This window comes from Massilia pinisoli (assembly GCF_024753285.1).
GTDB classification, from domain to species: domain Bacteria; phylum Pseudomonadota; class Gammaproteobacteria; order Burkholderiales; family Burkholderiaceae_D; genus Telluria; species Telluria pinisoli.
In genome coordinates this window covers 47,790-63,391 of sequence record NZ_JANUGW010000007.1, presented here as the reverse complement: position 1 = coordinate 63,391, position 15,602 = coordinate 47,790, and the positions used below count along the sequence as shown (strand labels likewise).

Genomic DNA, 15,602 nt, shown 5'->3' with positions numbered 1-15,602 from the left:
GAGCTTGTTGCGACGACACGACAGCGCGGCTCCGGCCAGGCGCAATCATTCCCCTCCCAGCACAGCCGTTGCGCCGGTACAATACGGGATTCAGGAGCCAATCGATGAAATTCAAGCATATTTGCATGACGATCGCGGCGTTGTGCCTCAGCGCCAGCGCCAGCGCCGACATGGCCGGCGCCAAGCTCGCGATCGTCTACGATGCCGGCGGCAAGTTCGACAAGTCCTTCAACCAGTCCGCCGCCGAAGGCGTCGCACGGTTCACGAAGGAAACCGGCGTCAAAGTGTTTGAAGCCCAGGCCAATTACGACACGCAGGCCGAGCAGGTGCTGCGCGCCCTCGCCCGCAAGAAGCTGAAACTGATCGTCTCCATCGGCTTTTCGCAGACGCAGCCCGTGCAAAAGATCGCGGCCGAATACCCGAACGTGCACTTCGTGATCATCGACGGCAATGCCCAGGGCAAGAACGTCAACTCCGTGCTGTTCAAGGAACAGGAAGGCTCCTACCTCGTCGGCGTGGCCGCCGCGATCGCATCGAAGACCAAGACGATCAGCTTCGTCGGCGGCATGGACATCCCCTTGATCCGCGCGTTCGCCTGCGGCTACGCGCAGGGCGCGAAGGCGATCAACCCGAAAGTCCAGCTCTTGCAGAACATGGTCGGCACGACGAGCGCGGCATGGAACGACCCGGCCAAGGGCGGCGAGCTGGCGCGCGCGCAATTCGACCGCGGGTCGGACGTCGTGTTCGCCGTCGCCGGCGGTTCCGGCATGGGCGCCCTGCAGATGGCCAAGGAAAAAGGCAAGCTGGCGATCGGCGTCGACTCCAACCAGAACTACCTGTACCCGGGCACGATGCTGACGTCGATGGTCAAGCGCGTCGACAACGCCGCGTACGACGCGTTCATGAAAGCGAATAACGGCCAGTTCACGTCGGGCATCACGTACCTGGGCCTGAAGGAAGGCGGCGTGGACTGGGTGCTCGACAAGGACAACCGCATGGTCGTCACCCCCGAGATCGAAAAACGCGTGCTGGCGGCGCGGGCCGACATCATCGCCGACAAGATCAAGGTGGTCGATTACCGCGCGGCCGGTTCGTGCCCGCAGTAAGCCGCCGTGAACGATGAAAGCGCGCCGCGCCGGGCCCATGCCGGCGCGGCGCGCTTTTAAATGAATGCTTCCTCTTTTATTCTGTCTACCGAAAACGGACCGCCATGCAGTCAGCCGTAGAATTTCGCAACATTAGCAAAGCCTTCGGGGCGGTGCAGGCGAATGCCGACGTCAGCTTCGCCATCGCCAAGGGCTCGATCCACGGCGTGATCGGCGAGAACGGCGCCGGCAAGTCGACCCTGATGAGCATCCTGTACGGCTACTACAATGCCGACAGCGGCCAGGTGCTGATCGACGGCCAGCCGCGCGACATCCGCACCAGCCACGAGGCGATCGCGCTGGGTATCGGCATGGTGCACCAGCACTTCATGCTCGTCGAGAACATGACGGTCCTCGACAACGTCATGCTGGGCAACGAAGGCGGCTTCAAGCTGGCCGCCACGCGCGGCGCCGTGGAAGCGAAGCTGCGCGAGATCTGCGACCGCTACCGCCTCGACGTCGACCCGCTCGCAACGATCCACGACTTGTCCGTCGGCGCGCAGCAGCGCGTGGAGATCCTCAAGCAGATCTACCGCAGCGCCGACATCCTGATCCTCGACGAGCCCACCGCCGTGCTCACGGCGCAGGAGACGGCGTCGCTGTTCGAGATCCTGCGGCTGTTCAAGGACCAGGGCAAGACCATCATCCTGATCACGCACAAGCTGCAGGAGATCATGGAGATCACGGACGAGGTGACGGTGATGCGCGCCGGCCGCGTCGTCGGTGCCGTGAAGACGGCGGAGACGTCGAAGGAACAGCTGGCGAACATGATGGTCGGCCGCCCGATCCAGAGCGAGCTGCCGCGCGCGCCGTACAATCCGGGCGCCGAGGTACTGAAGGTGTCGAACCTGCAGCTGAAGGATACGAACGGCGTGGCCCTGCTGTCCGACATCGACTTCACCGTGCGCGCGGGCGAGGTCGTCGCCATCGCGGGCGTGTCGGGCAACGGCCAGAGCGAGCTGCTGGAGATCCTGTCCGGCATGCGCCTGCCGACCGCCGGCCGCGTCGACTTTGTCGGCCAGCCGCTCCCGTACGCGGACCGCGCGAACGCGGACGGCCTGCCCGCGACGTTCCGCGCGCTGGGCATCGGCCACGTGCCGGAAGACCGCCTGCGCGACGGCGTGATCAAGGATTTCTCCGTCATGCAGAACACGGTGTTCGGCTACCAGGACAAGGTCAAGAACCGCTGGGGCCTGTTCGACTACAAGAAAATCGCGCAGCGCTGCGCGCACCTGATGACGGCGTTCGACGTGCGGCCGAACAATCCGGACCTGCGCATCGGCCTCCTTTCGGGCGGCAACCAGCAAAAGGTCGTGATCGCGCGCGAAGTGGCGGCGCAGCCGAAGCTGATGCTCGTCGGCCAGCCGACGCGTGGCGTCGACATCGGCACCATCGAAAGCATACACACGCAACTGCTGCGGCTGCGCGACGAAGGCGTGGCGATCCTGCTGTCGTCGGTGGAGCTGGAAGAGGTGCGTGCGCTCGCCGACCGCATCATCGTGATGTGCGGCGGCCGCATCGCCGGCATCCTCCCCGTCGACGAATTCGACACCACCCGCATCGGCCTGCTGATGGGCGGCATGCACAAGTCCTGATCATGAAAAAGACCGAACTCCCACGCTGGGCCACGGGCTTCGTCCTGCCCGTCCTGAACCTGATGTCGGCGCTGCTCGTCGCGGCGCTCGTGATCCACCTGCTGGGCGAGAGCCCGTCGGAATCGCTGCGCATCCTCGTCGACAGCGCGATCCTCGATCCGGAAGGCCTCGCGTACACGCTGTTCTACGCGAGCACCTTCATCTTCGCGGGCCTCGCCGTGTCGATCGCGATGCAGGCGGGCCTCTTCAACATCGGCGCCGAGGGCCAGATGTACATCGGCGGCCTGGGCCTGACGTGGGCCGTGCTGGCGCTCGACGCCCACCTGCCCGGCATCCTGATGATTCCCCTCGCGATGATCGGCGCGGCCGTCTTCGGCGCGCTGTGGGCCTTCATTCCCGGCTATCTGCAGGCCAAGCGCGGCAGCCACGTCGTCGTCACGACGATCATGTTCAACTTCATCGCGGCCAACGTGATGAACTGGCTGATCCTGAAGCTGATTCCCGAAGGCCAGCAGAATCCCGCGTCGCGCGTGTTCGCCGACAGCGCCGCCCTGCCCCTCTTGAACAAGGTGTTGCCCGTGCTGGGCGACGCGCCGCTGAACATCAGCTTCATTCTCGCCATCGTCGCACTCGTCATTTACGGCGTCGTCGTGTGGCGTTCGTCGTGGGGTTACCAGTTGCGTGCGACGGGCCTGAACGCGCACGCGGCACACTACGCGGGCGTGAAGATCAGCCGCACGATCATCGTCACGATGCTCGTGTCGGGCGCGCTCGCGGGCCTCGGCGCCGTGAACTCCGTGATGGGTTCCACGCACTACCTGTCGCTGAATTTCCCCGCAGGCGCGGGCTTCGTGGGCATCGCCATCGCGCTGATGGGCCGCCAGCATCCGGTCGGCATCTTCCTGTCGTCGGTGCTGTTCGGCGCGCTGATCCAGGGCGGCTTCGACCTGTCGCTGGAAAAGCCGAACATCCCGCAGGAGACGTTCATCTTCATCCAGGGCCTGATCATCCTGTTCTGCGGCGCGATGGAAAACTTCTACGCCCCCGCGATCCTGAAACTGATCAACGTCACCCGCACCACCAAGGAGGCTTGAATGGAAGACTTCCACATCGCCAGCATCATCGTCTCGACGATCCGCAACGCGCCCGTGCTGATGTTCGCCGCGCTGGCCGGCCTGTTCGCCGAGCGTTCCGGCGTCGTCGACATCGGCCTCGAAGGCAAGATCCTCGCCTCGGCGTTCGCCTCGGCCGCTGTTGCGTATGCGACGCAGAACCCGTGGTACGGCATCCTCGCCGGCATGGGCGTGTCCGTCGCCCTCGCGATGGTGCAGGCGTTCGTGTCGATCACGCAAAAGGGCAACCAGCTCGTCGCCGGCATCGCCATCAACATCGCGATGAGCGGCCTGACGTTCGTGCTCGCGCAATTCTTCTTCCAGCAGGGCGGCCGCACGCCGGACCTCCGCACCGCTCGCCTCGTCGACGTGATCCTGCCCGGCACCGCCGCGCTGGACAACATCCCCTTCATCGGCTGGTTGTACGGCCACGTGATCGGCGGCCAGTCGGTGCTCGTGTACGTCGCGTTCCTGCTGCTTCCGGTCGTGCACTGGGTCGTGTACCACAGCCGCTTCGGCCTGCGCCTGCGCGCCTGCGGCCAGAACCCGCACGCGGCCGACGCGGCCGGCGTCTCCGTCGAGCGCACGCGCTATCTCGCCATGCTCGTGGCGGGCGTACTGTGCTCGTTCTCGGGTGCCTATCTGACCTTGGTCCAGAGCGGCTTCTTCCTGCGCGACATGTCGGCCGGTGCCGGCTACCTGGCGCTGACGGCCCTCGTGTTCGGCAACTGGCGCCCGCTGCACACGGTGCTCGGCTGCCTGATGTTCGGCCTGTTCGGTGCGATCCAGATCCAGCTCGAAGGTGTCGACCTGCCCGTCGTCGGGCGCCTGCCCGGCTCCCTGATTCAGGCGATTCCGTACGTCGTCACGGTGGTCGTGCTGGCCGGTCTGATGGCCAAGTCGGTGGCGCCGAAAGCGATCGGCAAGCCGTTCGTCAAGTCGCGATAATTGTCCATACGCCGGTAGGCAAGCGTTCGTTGGACGCGTGGACGGCTTGCCGTCCACGCGTTCAACCGACACCGGCGTTACTCGTTCGCGCTGCGGGTCGACCGCGCCAACGTCCACGCGAAGCCCACGCCGGCCGACACCCCGGCCTTCTTCTCGAACAGCGGACTATCCCGGTTCGCATTCCCCGCATAGCTGTCCAGCCGCACGAACCCGAACACGCGCACGTCCGGGTTCACGCGCAGCGTGCCGAACACGCCCGTCCGCACGAGCATCAAGCCGCCGTCCGCGCGATAAGCCGGCCGGTCCGCCGTCGCGTACTGCGGTGCCACTTCGTAGAAATAGCGATGGATCCGGCGGTCGCCGAACACGGCGCCGAGTTGCGTCTCCAGCGTCCAGCGGCCGCCGTCGCCGCGCTGTTCCCACACGAGGCGCGGTTCCGTCGTCCAGCCCTGGCGGCGGAAACCGCCGCGGCCTTCGATGACGGCGCGCACGGGCAGCTCCGCGCGCAGGCGCCCCGCATCGCCCAGGTCGGCGAACTTGTATTTCACACGCGGGCCGAATTCGACGAGCGTGCCCAGATCGGGCATGCCGCGCCGCGCCTCCACGTCCTTCGAATACGCGGGCAGCGCGGCGGCGAAGCCGACGTCGAATTCCACGCGGTCCGTGTTCAACAGGCGCGCGCCCACGCCGCCCTGGTCGACGCGCAGCACCTTGCCGCGGTACAGTAGGAAAGGCAGTGCGATGCCGCGCGTGCTGCGGTCCGACGAGGCCGGGTACGCGGGCGTGCTGAACACGGCGGCGCCCACGCCCGCCTCCCACAAGGGCACAGTGCGCGCATCGCCATCGGCGGCGGCGGCCGGCAGCGCGATCAACAAGGGTAAAGGGAGGGCAAGGCGAAGCAAGGTGGGCATGGAAGCGGTCTGGAACGATGGGATGCCAATTCTAACGGATGCGCATGAAAAAGCCGCCGCGGCCTCGTGGGCACGCGGCGGCTCCCGCAGGATAGCGGCCGCGGGTTACGGCCAGCCTACGGCCAGATCGCCTTCAAGAGCGCGGCCAGGTGATAGCCGCCCTTGATGATCTGCGTCTTCGCCAGCGCGGAGCTGGGCACCGGATAATCTCCCGGCACTTCCAGGCTCCACGTGTAATACGTTGCACCCTTCTTGTCGACTTGCGGCACGATGGCCCCCGCCGTGACGCCGGCGAACGCCGTCTTCGACACGGCCAGCGTGTCGTCGGCCCACTGGTAAGGCCACGTCGCGGGATCGCCCGCGCTCTTCGCGACGGCCGGTTTGGCGGCGATGACGGCCCGGGCGAACTGCTCGGGCGTCTTCGTGCGGATGCGGCGGAACGCATAGTCGACCGTCGTGCTGTCCCAGTACGAGTGGAACGGTTTCGTCAGCGCCTTCGGCACACCCGGCTTCTCCGGCTTCGGTTCGCCCGGCGGGATCAGGTTGGCGGACATCTGCTCGATTTTCGCGTCGTCCAGCAGGAAGTTGTTGCCGCCGCGCGAATCGAAGACGGCGGTCTCGTCGATCTCGGCCTTCGTCGTCGGCACGACGAAATGCCCGTCCTTGTCGACGAAGGCGGCGCCCACGTGCAGCGGCTGGACGATGTCGCCGGCCAGGTGCGTCACGAGGATCAGAGCCTGCCGCTGCGTGAAGTTGTGCGGGTTCGTCACCGGGGTGTCGTTGCCGCGCAGGACGGCGATGCACTCCTTCAGGGTCTGCACGATGTCGTCGTCGGCCGTGCCGGGCGCGCCGTCGTGGTAGTGGTCGAGCTGGAACGGCACGTCCGTGTAGTGGTACTCGCTGTGCTTCGGATTGGCGGCCACGTACGCGATCATCTCCGGCGTCTGCGGACCGCACCAGTTGCCCTTCACGCAATCGGGCCACGTGGAGACGGCTTCCAGCGATTCGCCCGGCAGCAGCATCGCCTTGACGCGGCGCTCGGCATGGGTGCCCTTGATCAGCTGGTCGGCGATGGCACCCACGGCGCGGTGGCCGTCCGTGCCCCACGCGGCTGCGTCCAGCGACACGGAGGCGCCCGCGAGCAGCAGCGCGCAGGCGATCGTTTTCATCAGAACTTTTCGTTTCATATCGTTTATATCGTTATCGGATTTTGCGGATACGCTGCTGTGCCACCATGCCCGCGGCGCCCGTCTCCGGATGCTTCTGCAGCCAGGCGACCAATGCGTCGAGGTCGCGCACGCCCGTGTCCGCACGGCGCGTGCCCTTGGCGAACGCGGGGAAGTTGTCGCCGCCGCCCGCCAGGAAGTTGTTGGCGACGACGCGGTAGACCTTGTCGTCCGCGAGCGGCACGCCGTCGACCTTCACGCTGCCCGGCACGACGCGCCGGCCCGGCGGCTGCGTGCCGTCCCAGTCGTACGCAAGGCTGCCCGACACGGCGAGGATCGATGCGCCGGATGACGCGGGCCGGTCCCACTGTTGCTCGAGCAGGGTGCGCAGCTGCGCGCCCGTGAGGTCCATCACGACAAGGGTGTTCCCGAACGGGAGCACGGCCTGGGCCTGGCCGAACGTGACGACGCCGCCCTCGCCCGACTCCAGATCCTTGCGGATGCCGCCCGCGTTCATGAAGCCGATCTGCACGCCCTGCTCGCGCGTGGCGGCGACGGCCGCGTCGGCGATCGCGTCGCCCAGCGGCGACTCGCCCGACGGCGCCTCGTGGCGGGACAAAGCGCCCGCGATGCGCGCCACCGGCTTGCCCAGCTCCGCGCGACTCTTCGCGCGCACGTCGGCGAGATAGGCGGACAGGCCGACGTCCGGCTTGAATGCGTCCGGTGCCATCACGACGTTGCGCACCTGGATGTCCTCGACGTCCTTCGTGACGGGATTCAGCGTGAGCTTGATGCGCGACAGCAGGTGGCCGTAGGCGTCGGCCTGCGTGACCACCTTGCCGTCCACCTTGCACAGATAGCCCGTGTGCGAATGGCCGCTGATGACGAGGCGGATCGCGGGGTCGAGTTGCTTCGCGATGGCGACGATGGGACCGTGCAGCGTATTGCAATCGGCCTTGTCGTACGGCTGGTCGGCGAAGCCGCCTTCGTGGATCAGCACGACGAACACCTGGGCGCCCTGCGCGCGCAGCGCCGGCAGCTGGGCGTTGATCGAGGCCGCTTCGTCGCGCACGTCCAGGCCCTGGATCGCCGCGGGCACCGTCACGGACGCCAGGTCGTGCAGGACGGCGCCGATCAGGCCGACCTTGACGCCCTTGACGTCGACGACGCGCGAGCCGGGCACGAGATTCTTGCCCGTGCGCGCATCGACGACGTTGGCGGCCAGGTACGTGAAGCCGGCGCCCTTGAAGTCGGGCGAGTAGCGGCAGGCCTTCGCGGGACGCGGCGAATCGCAGCCGCCGTGCTGCTGGCGCAGCAGTTCTTGCGGGCCCTGGTCGAATTCATGGTTGCCGAGCGAGCTGGCGACGAGGCCCATGCGGTTCAGCGCCTCGATGCTCGGTTCGTCGGCGAACATCGACGACACGGCAGGGCTCGCGCCCACGAGGTCGCCGGCGGCGACGAACAGCAGATCGGGGTCCTCGTTGCGGAAAGCGTCGAGCGCGCCTTTCAGCACGTCGATGCCGCCGGCCTGGATCGTGCGCGGTGCGGTGGCGCCGGGCGGCGTGTACGTGTACTTGCTGGGTTCGAGGTTGCCGTGGAAGTCGTTCAGGGCGACGAGGTTGATCTCCAGCGGACCTGGCGGCCGGGCCGGCGTGCCGGCGCAGCCGGACAGCAGCAGTGCCGTGCCCAGGGCCAGCAGGGACGGACGGATTACGATCATGGATAGCCTTTTAGGGTGCTGACAGCAGTCGTCGATTATGGCATCGGCGCTTCTGCCCCGGGTCTTTACGGACGGCGAAATTACAACGAAAAAAACGGCCGGTGTCGCCACCGGCCGTTTCGTCACGTCATGCGACGGCGTTCAGATCGAAACGATCAGAACTCGTACTTGACGGTGACCTGTGCCGACCACTGAGATTCGCCTTTGACCTGGCGGATCTGCAGCGGATCGACGGTCGAGCGCACGGCGTACACGTAGTGGCCGTTCGCATCCAGGCCGGCATAGTCGACGAAGCCGCGGGTCTGGCCACCTGCCGAGAAGAACGGCGCTTCGTTGATGTGGCCCCACTTCTTGTTCAGCAGGTTGCCGAAGTTCAGGATGTCGAACGAGATCGATGCCTTGTTACGCTTGAACATGCCCGGGATTTCCTGGCCGAGGCGCAGGTCGAAGCTGTTCGTCCACGGCGAGAAGTCGCCGTAGCGGGCCACGACGCCGCCGGCCGCCTGACGCAGCGACTTGTTGGCGTTGACGATGTCCCAGAAGCGCTGTTCGGCGGCGTGGTTGGTCGCCGTATCGCCCGCGAACACGACCTCGCCCGAACCGAACGCTTTCGGGATGTACATCAGGTCGTTGCTGCTGGTGCCGTCGCCGTTCGCGTCGTTCTTGAAGGTCCAGCTGTACGGCTTGCCGGTACGGCCTTCGTAGAACACGCCGAAGCGGGTCTTGTACGTGCCGAAGAAGGCCTTCTCGAAGTTCACGAGGGCGTTGATGCGGTTCTTGACCAGGTAGGCCGAGTTGGCCGCGACGTTGTCGTTCGGGTTCAGTGCCGAACGGGCGCCGTAGTTCGAACCGGACGTCGACGACGTCAGGTTCGACACTTCCGTCGCGTACGTGTGGCTCGCGGCGATCGACCAGCCCAGGCCCTTCGTCATCGGATACGACAGCGCCAGCGTCGAGACGCGGTTCTCGCCCTTGTCCGTGTTGGTGACCTTGATCACGTTGCCGAACGCGGAGTTGGACAGCGACTTGTTCGTGTTGGTGCAGCCCTTCGTCGTGCTGACGGTGTTGTTACCCACGCTCCAGCAGTTCTGCGACAGGCCGTTCGCGTTCCAGAACAGCTGGCGGCCGTCCTGGCCGATCTTGGTCGGCTGGCCCAGGTTCAGGTTCTGGAAGAAGATCGCGTCCTTCGTGTGCGCGTACAGCACCTCGGCGCTGGCGACGAGGCCGTACCACGGCAGTTCCGTCTCGAAGGCCAGGTTGGCTTTCCACACGGACGGCTGCTTCACGTTCGGATCCAGCAGGTCGACGCTGGCGACAGGCGGCGTCGAACCGCCCAGCTTCGGCTGGTTGTTGACGTCCGTGCTGAACGCACCGGTCGCCGTGCCGGCAACCGCCGGGCACTTCGTCGTGGCGGTTGCCGAGCAGGTGATCTGCTGCGTCGTCATGCCCGTATTCTGGTACGGGTTCGCGAGCCAGACGGACATCGCGGCGCCCTGGAACAGGCCGAAGCCGCCGCGGACCTGCATGCGGCGCGGGGTGTCGAAGTTGTAGTTGAAACCGAAGCGCGGCTGGAACAGCTTGGTGCCGTCGATGGTCTGCTGGTTGTTGTAGCCGAAGCCGCCGGTCTGGCGGGCGTTCGGGTTCAGCACGGCGGCCTGGGCCACCTTCGGATTGGCGATCGGCTGGCCGCCTACGCCCACCTCATCCACGCGGAAGCCATAGTTCAGGGTCAGCTGGCGGTTGAACTTCCAGGTGTCCTGCAGGAACAGGCCCGTGTTCGTCATGTTGAACTGGGCGACGGCGTCGTTCAGCGTGAGGCCCGGTGCGGCGACCTGCAGCGTGTACGACGTGTAGCGGCCCGTGCGCAGGTTTTCCAGCACGGCGGCTTCGACCTGGGCCTGCGACGCGGTCGTGCAGTTGATGCTGCCGAACGAGTAGGTCAGGTTGTTGTCGCAACCGAAGGTATAGTTGCCGTATACGTTCTGCAGGAACGCGTTGTAGATCTTGTTCTTCTGGTAGTCGGCACCGAACTTGATCTCGTGATCGCCCAGCGTCCAGTTGGCGCCCGTGTAGTAGTCCTGGGTGCGGGTGCGCAGCACGTTGAACTGGCGCGAGTTGTCCGTGCCCAGGAACAGAGTGCGCGAACCGGTCGTCACGCCGCTCGGGGTGCCGGCCGGCACCGCGCCCGTGAACTGCACGCCGATGCTCGGCAGGGTCGAGTTATTGGTCGGGACGGAATCGTAGTTACGTGTCGAGGCCTTGATTTCGGTCGCGAAGGTCGGGGTCCAGTCCGAGAACAGCTGGGCCACGGTCGTTTCGATCTGCTTGCCCTGCGACCAGTAGGCGGAATCCAGGCTCAGGCCGGTGGCGCTGAACGTGGAGTACTGCGGCTCGGCCTGCGTGGTGCGCTGGTAGCGGACGTTGGCGCGGTGGTTGTCGCTGATGTTCCAGTCGACCTTCAGCATCTGCTCGCGCGACACGAAGTTGCCGCCGCCTTGCGCCAAGTTGCCGGCGTTGACGCCGTAGCGGGTCTTCATGATGTCCTGCACCGCGGCGATCTCGGCCGGGGTGATGGCGACGGTCGTGCCATTGCTCGAACCGACCGGGCCAAAGTCCGGCGCACTGCGCGAGGAATTCGTCTCTTCCGACAGCGCGTACAGGAACAGCTTGTCCTCGACCAGCGGGCCGCTGGCCCACACGCCCTTCGTCGTTTCCTTGAACGGCACCGGATCCGAATACGTGTTGTTCGCCGAGTTGTAGCGCTGGCCGGCCAGGCGGTCGTCGCGGTACACGTAGTACACGCCGCCCTTCCACTGGTTCGTGCCGGACTTCGTGACGGCGTTGATGTTACCGCCCGTGTAGCCCTTCTGCGTGACGTCGTAGTTGGCGACGTTCACCTGCGTCGACTGGATCGCCTCGATCGAGATCGGCTGGCGCGTCGTCGGGCTGCCGTTGGCTTCCAGGCCGAACGTGTCGTTCACGTTCACGCCGTCGATGGTGATGGAGTTGTAGCGCGAGTTCTGGCCCGCGACGGACAGTTCGCCGCGTTCCTTGTCGGTCTGCGACACGCGCGGGTCCGCACGGGCGTAGTCCTGCAGGTTGCGGTTGACCGACGCCTGGATCTGCAGCTGGGTGTTGCTGATCGCGGTGCCGGCACCCATATTGGTGCGGTTGAAGATTTCGGAACGTGCGCGGCTGCCGGCGATGGTCACGGTCTGCATCGGTGCGCCGACGGTCGCGTCGACGGTGGCGGTTTCCGCCAACTGCAGGTAGATGCCTTCACGTTTTTCCGTGACGCCGTCCTTGGTGATAATGATCGTGTACGGACCGCCCGTACGCAGGCCGCGCGCGACATAGCGGCCTTCCGCGTCGGTGACGACGTTGCTGACCGAACCGGATTCGGTGTGGACGATTTGCACCGATGCCCCTGCGGCCGGACGGCCGTCAGCGCTCGTGATACGACCGCCGACTGCCGACGTGGTGTTCTGCGCGAGCGCCGGCGCTCCGGCGAGCGCGATCGACAGAGCCAGCGCCAGCTTGGTCAGCTGAATCCGTTTTTGATAGATCATTGGAAACCCCAAATAGACTTGATGTTATGGTCGGGAACGGACGTTCCCCTCTCTTAGTACTGCAAACACTCAACGGGCGCGCTTGTGGCGGCCTGTTTTTATTCGGTCGATCTGCTGTTTCGTGGTGCGGTCGTTGATAAGAATGCACCGGCAAAAAGCAGCGCAGGCGAGTCTAGCGGTTAATTATTTCCAGGCTATTACACCCAAAATCCGCTCTTTTTATCCGACGTTGGCTTATTAAAAGGCCAATATGCATGAAGGTTCTTTTACAGACAAATACGTTTTCTTTTTGGAATTTATAGCTTGCGCGTATAAGTCGCTTAAAAACCATGCATTTAGTCGCGTGCTGACTGCCTGTTCCCTACAAAACGGACACGGGCGGATTATAAATGCGGCATTCCGTAATGAAATTCTTTCGCTTGTTTTTTAGGCAAAGGGAACGCGAATTCGCGGATTCTGTAGCGAGTTGGCCACAGCTTCCACATATGCATGGCTCATTTCGGCGTGCCGGGCGGGCGCCGATCGGCAGGAGGGGGAACGCCGGCGGCGGGGCCGCCGCCGGCTGGAGGGATGACGCGGCTGTGTTCAGTGCTTCACGGTGGTGCGGTCGAGGGCCGCGATGTTCGCCTCGAAGCGCGCATAGCGGGCGTCCAGCTGGTGCATCAGGCGCGCCTTGTCCGCTTCCGGCAGGAAGCTGTAGCGGATGCCGTTGTACGACGCCTTCTTGATTTCCGCATAGGTCGGCTTGTAGCGGCTGGCGAACAGCACGTACTCGTTCGCCAGGTTGTGGCGCGTGACGCCGGCGTCGTCCGTCGAGATCACGTACGGCACGCCGTATTTGCGGTACAAGGTGATCGGGTGGTTCTCGCCCTGCACGCCTTCGATGAACGCGTTGGACGTCAGGTTGATCTCGACGGGGATGTCCTTCGCCTTCATCGTCTTCATGATGCCGATGGCGTTCGTCTCGTGCGCGAGGTCGATGCCGTGGCCGATGCGCTGCGCGCCCGCCACGTTCAGCGCCTGGTCGATGTGGTACTTGAGGTCTTCCGGCGGCACGTCGCCCAGTGCCAGCTCGCCCGCGTGCATCGCGACGTTGACCTTCGGGTACGCCTTCTTCAGGAAGCGGAACATCTGCATGTGCAGCGTGTAGTCGCGCATCGAGACCATCTGGCTTTCCTGGCCCACGATGTTCACGCCGACGATCTTGCCGCCCCGCGCCGCCGCCTCGAACGCCGCGAGCATCGACGAGAACACGCGCGACGGCGAGAACAGGCGCACGACATAGGTCTGGTAGCGCATCGTGAAGTTCTCGTCGTCGATGCCCTGCGACGCGTCGTCGACGGTTTTCACGAACGCGTCGACAGACGCCTTGAACGAGGACGTCGCGTCGAGCTTCTGGCGGGCGGCCTCCAGCAATTGCGCGAACTTCGCGTCGTCGCGGGCGCTGTCCCATGCGCGCTTGTCGAACTCCGGATCGGACACCGTCTCCGGGCTCTTGAACATCGTCTCGATATAGCTCACGTTCTCGGCCAGCGCGCGGTTCTTCAACTCGAGCAGGCCGTCGTGGAAGCTGTGGTCGGAGACGGGGCCGAAGTAGCCGAAGGTCTGGAAGAACTGGCGGTCCGGCGGCGGCTGGATCGCGCCGTGGTTGTTGAAGTCCTTGCTGGACCAGCGTTGCAGCAGCTCGCGCCACACGGCATCGTCGGCGTACACGTCGGCCGACGACAGGCACGTTCGGTCCTTCGCCTGCTTGGCGCGCTCGCTGTCGACGACGCTCTTCTCCGTCTCGATGCGGTACGTGACCTTGTTGACGCAGGCGCCCTGCTTGTCGAGCCAGTCGACATAGGTCTCCGCATAGATCGCGCCGGAATAATGGTGGTGCAGGTCGCCGCCCTTGGGCATCTGCGAAAAGAACAGCACCAGTTCCGCCGTCTTCGGCCTGGTGCCATCGATCAGGGCGGCATAGTGGCGCGCGGTGGCCGCCTCGTTCGGGCCGGACGCCGGGGTGCGCGCGGAAGCGGCGGCCGCGAGGGCCGCCAGGGTGATCAGCAGGCTGCTGCTCAGGGTTTTCGTCATCATCGTCTCGGCTGTGAAAGGGATTCGTTCAGGCAGCCGGGGCGCCGGGGCTCAGCGCGCCCGCTCGTGCACCTGCTTGCCGGCCGCGTAGGTGGCGCGGATCGCGCGGTCGTCGCCCAGCAGCGCCAGCGCGAACAGGGTTTCCTCGAGCGAGTCGCCGTTCGCCGTACGGCGCGCCAGCAAGGGCGTCGCCTTCGGGTCGAGGACGACGAAGTCTGCCTCGGTGCCGGCGGCAAAATTGCCGATCGTCCCTTCGAGCTGCATGCTGCGTGCGGCGCCCAGCGTGGCCAGATAAAACATGCGCAGGGCCGGGAGATAGCTGCCTTTTAGTCGCGCAACTTTATACGCTTCATTCATTGTTTGCAACATCGAGAACGACGTGCCCGCGCCGACGTCCGTCCCCAGCGACACGTGCGCACGCGCGCTGTCGGCCTTCGCCACGTCGAACAGGCCGCTGCCGAGGAACAGGTTCGACGTGGGGCAGTGCGAGATCGCGGCGCCCGTATCGGCCATCAGCGCGAAGTCGACGTCGTCGAGCCAGATGCAGTGGCCGAACATGGCGCGCGGACGCATCAGGCCATAGTGCTCGTAGACCTGCAGGTAGCTGCGGTTGTCCGGGTACAGGCTCTTCACCCATGCGCATTCGTCGCGACTTTCCGACACGTGCGTCTGGATGTACGTGGTCGGGAACGCGCGCGCCAGCTCGCCCGCGGCGCCGAGCTGCGCCGCCGTGGACGTGGGCGCGAAGCGCGGCGTGATCGCATACAGCGCGCGGCCGTTGTTGTGCCAGCGGCGGATCAGTTCTTCGCTGTCGCGCAGGTCGGCCGTGTCGCGCAGGAAGTCCGGGCAGTTCCGGTCCATCAGCACCTTGCCGCCGGCCATGCGCAGGTTGCGCGCGGCGCTCGCCTCGAAGAACGCGTCGACGGATTCCTTGTGCACCGTGCAGTACACGAGCGCCGTCGTCGTGCCGTTGCGCAGCAGCTCGTCGAGGAAAAACTCCGCGACGGTGCGCGCGTGGACAGGGTCCTTGAACTGGCGCTCGGTCGGGAACGTGTAGTTCTCCAGCCAGGGCAGCAGATCCGGCGCGGGCGAACCGATCATGTCCGTCTGCGGGAAGTGCAGGTGCGTGTCGATGAAGCCGGGCGTGATGATCTGGCCGCGGTAGTCGACGATGGGCGTGTCGGGCGGCAGCGTCGAAATCAGCTTGTCGTAGTCGCCGGCGGCGAGCACGCGGCCGTTCTCGACGACGAGCAGGCCGTCTTCGTGCCAGGCGTGAGCGTTCTCGGAAAGCAGAGGATCGGCGTGGAAGTGCAGCAGGCTCGCTCGGTAGGCCTGCACGGTGCGGGTATCGTTGGACATC

General features: G+C 65.5%; 10 protein-coding genes. 4 read left to right on the top strand and 6 right to left on the bottom strand.

From position 1 onward, the window contains the following. The first annotated feature begins 104 nt into the window (after nucleotides 1–104). From NX784_RS11550 to NX784_RS11535, 4 genes are all read left to right on the top strand, one after another. Complete coding sequence (locus NX784_RS11550; RefSeq protein ID WP_258816807.1) at nucleotides 105–1,106, top strand: BMP family lipoprotein; 1,002 nt, start codon at nucleotides 105–107, stop codon at nucleotides 1,104–1,106. A 104-nt stretch (nucleotides 1,107–1,210) separates the two neighbouring features. Further along, nucleotides 1,211–2,740: an ABC transporter ATP-binding protein gene (locus NX784_RS11545; protein ID WP_258816806.1), complete on the top strand. Its 1,530-nt coding sequence runs from the start codon at nucleotides 1,211–1,213 to the stop codon at nucleotides 2,738–2,740. A gap of 2 nt (nucleotides 2,741–2,742) precedes the next feature. Next, the gene (locus tag NX784_RS11540; RefSeq protein WP_258816805.1) at nucleotides 2,743–3,834 is read left to right on the top strand and encodes an ABC transporter permease; all 1,092 of its coding nucleotides are present in this window, start codon (nucleotides 2,743–2,745) and stop codon (nucleotides 3,832–3,834) included. Continuing rightward, nucleotides 3,835–4,800, top strand: a complete 966-nt coding sequence (locus NX784_RS11535) for an ABC transporter permease (protein WP_258816804.1) — start codon at nucleotides 3,835–3,837, stop codon at nucleotides 4,798–4,800. A gap of 77 nt (nucleotides 4,801–4,877) precedes the next feature. Here NX784_RS11535 and NX784_RS11530 read toward each other — a convergent pair whose 3' ends face one another. The 6 genes from NX784_RS11530 to guaD form a co-directional block, all read right to left on the bottom strand. Then, a complete protein-coding gene (locus tag NX784_RS11530) occupies nucleotides 4,878–5,711 on the bottom strand; it encodes a MipA/OmpV family protein (protein ID WP_258816803.1) in 834 nt (277 codons plus the stop codon). 116 nt (nucleotides 5,712–5,827) lie between these two features. Continuing rightward, nucleotides 5,828–6,880, bottom strand: a complete 1,053-nt coding sequence (locus NX784_RS11525; protein WP_258816802.1) for a S1/P1 nuclease — start codon at nucleotides 6,878–6,880, stop codon at nucleotides 5,828–5,830. A gap of 31 nt (nucleotides 6,881–6,911) precedes the next feature. Then, the gene (locus NX784_RS11520; protein WP_258816801.1) at nucleotides 6,912–8,597 is read right to left on the bottom strand and encodes a bifunctional metallophosphatase/5'-nucleotidase; all 1,686 of its coding nucleotides are present in this window, start codon (nucleotides 8,595–8,597) and stop codon (nucleotides 6,912–6,914) included. 155 nt (nucleotides 8,598–8,752) lie between these two features. Further along, nucleotides 8,753–12,166 carry a TonB-dependent receptor gene (locus NX784_RS11515; protein WP_258816800.1) on the bottom strand — a complete coding sequence of 1,138 codons (3,414 nt, stop codon included), beginning with the start codon at nucleotides 12,164–12,166 and terminating at the stop codon, nucleotides 8,753–8,755. Between the two features lie 585 nt (nucleotides 12,167–12,751). Then, nucleotides 12,752–14,242 carry an adenosine deaminase family protein gene (locus NX784_RS11510; protein WP_258816799.1) on the bottom strand — a complete coding sequence of 497 codons (1,491 nt, stop codon included), beginning with the start codon at nucleotides 14,240–14,242 and terminating at the stop codon, nucleotides 12,752–12,754. 51 nt (nucleotides 14,243–14,293) lie between these two features. Then, a complete protein-coding gene (gene guaD / locus NX784_RS11505) occupies nucleotides 14,294–15,601 on the bottom strand; it encodes a guanine deaminase (RefSeq protein ID WP_258816798.1) in 1,308 nt (435 codons plus the stop codon). Nucleotide 15,602: the final 1 nt, after the last annotated feature.

Bases quoted from the DNA above. Each gene is read 5' to 3' on its own strand.
- NX784_RS11550 (WP_258816807.1), top strand. From the start codon at position 105: ATGAAATTCAAGCATATTTGCATGACGATCGCGGCGTTGTGCCTCAGC.
- NX784_RS11545 (WP_258816806.1), top strand. From the start codon at position 1,211: ATGCAGTCAGCCGTAGAATTTCGCAACATTAGCAAAGCCTTCGGGGCG.
- NX784_RS11540 (WP_258816805.1), top strand. From the start codon at position 2,743: ATGAAAAAGACCGAACTCCCACGCTGGGCCACGGGCTTCGTCCTGCCC.
- NX784_RS11535 (WP_258816804.1), top strand. From the start codon at position 3,835: ATGGAAGACTTCCACATCGCCAGCATCATCGTCTCGACGATCCGCAAC.
- NX784_RS11530 (WP_258816803.1), bottom strand. From the start codon at position 5,711: ATGCCCACCTTGCTTCGCCTTGCCCTCCCTTTACCCTTGTTGATCGCG.
- NX784_RS11525 (WP_258816802.1), bottom strand. From the start codon at position 6,880: ATGAAAACGATCGCCTGCGCGCTGCTGCTCGCGGGCGCCTCCGTGTCG.
- NX784_RS11520 (WP_258816801.1), bottom strand. From the start codon at position 8,597: ATGATCGTAATCCGTCCGTCCCTGCTGGCCCTGGGCACGGCACTGCTG.
- NX784_RS11515 (WP_258816800.1), bottom strand. From the start codon at position 12,166: ATGATCTATCAAAAACGGATTCAGCTGACCAAGCTGGCGCTGGCTCTG.
- NX784_RS11510 (WP_258816799.1), bottom strand. From the start codon at position 14,242: ATGACGAAAACCCTGAGCAGCAGCCTGCTGATCACCCTGGCGGCCCTC.
- guaD (WP_258816798.1), bottom strand. From the start codon at position 15,601: ATGTCCAACGATACCCGCACCGTGCAGGCCTACCGAGCGAGCCTGCTG.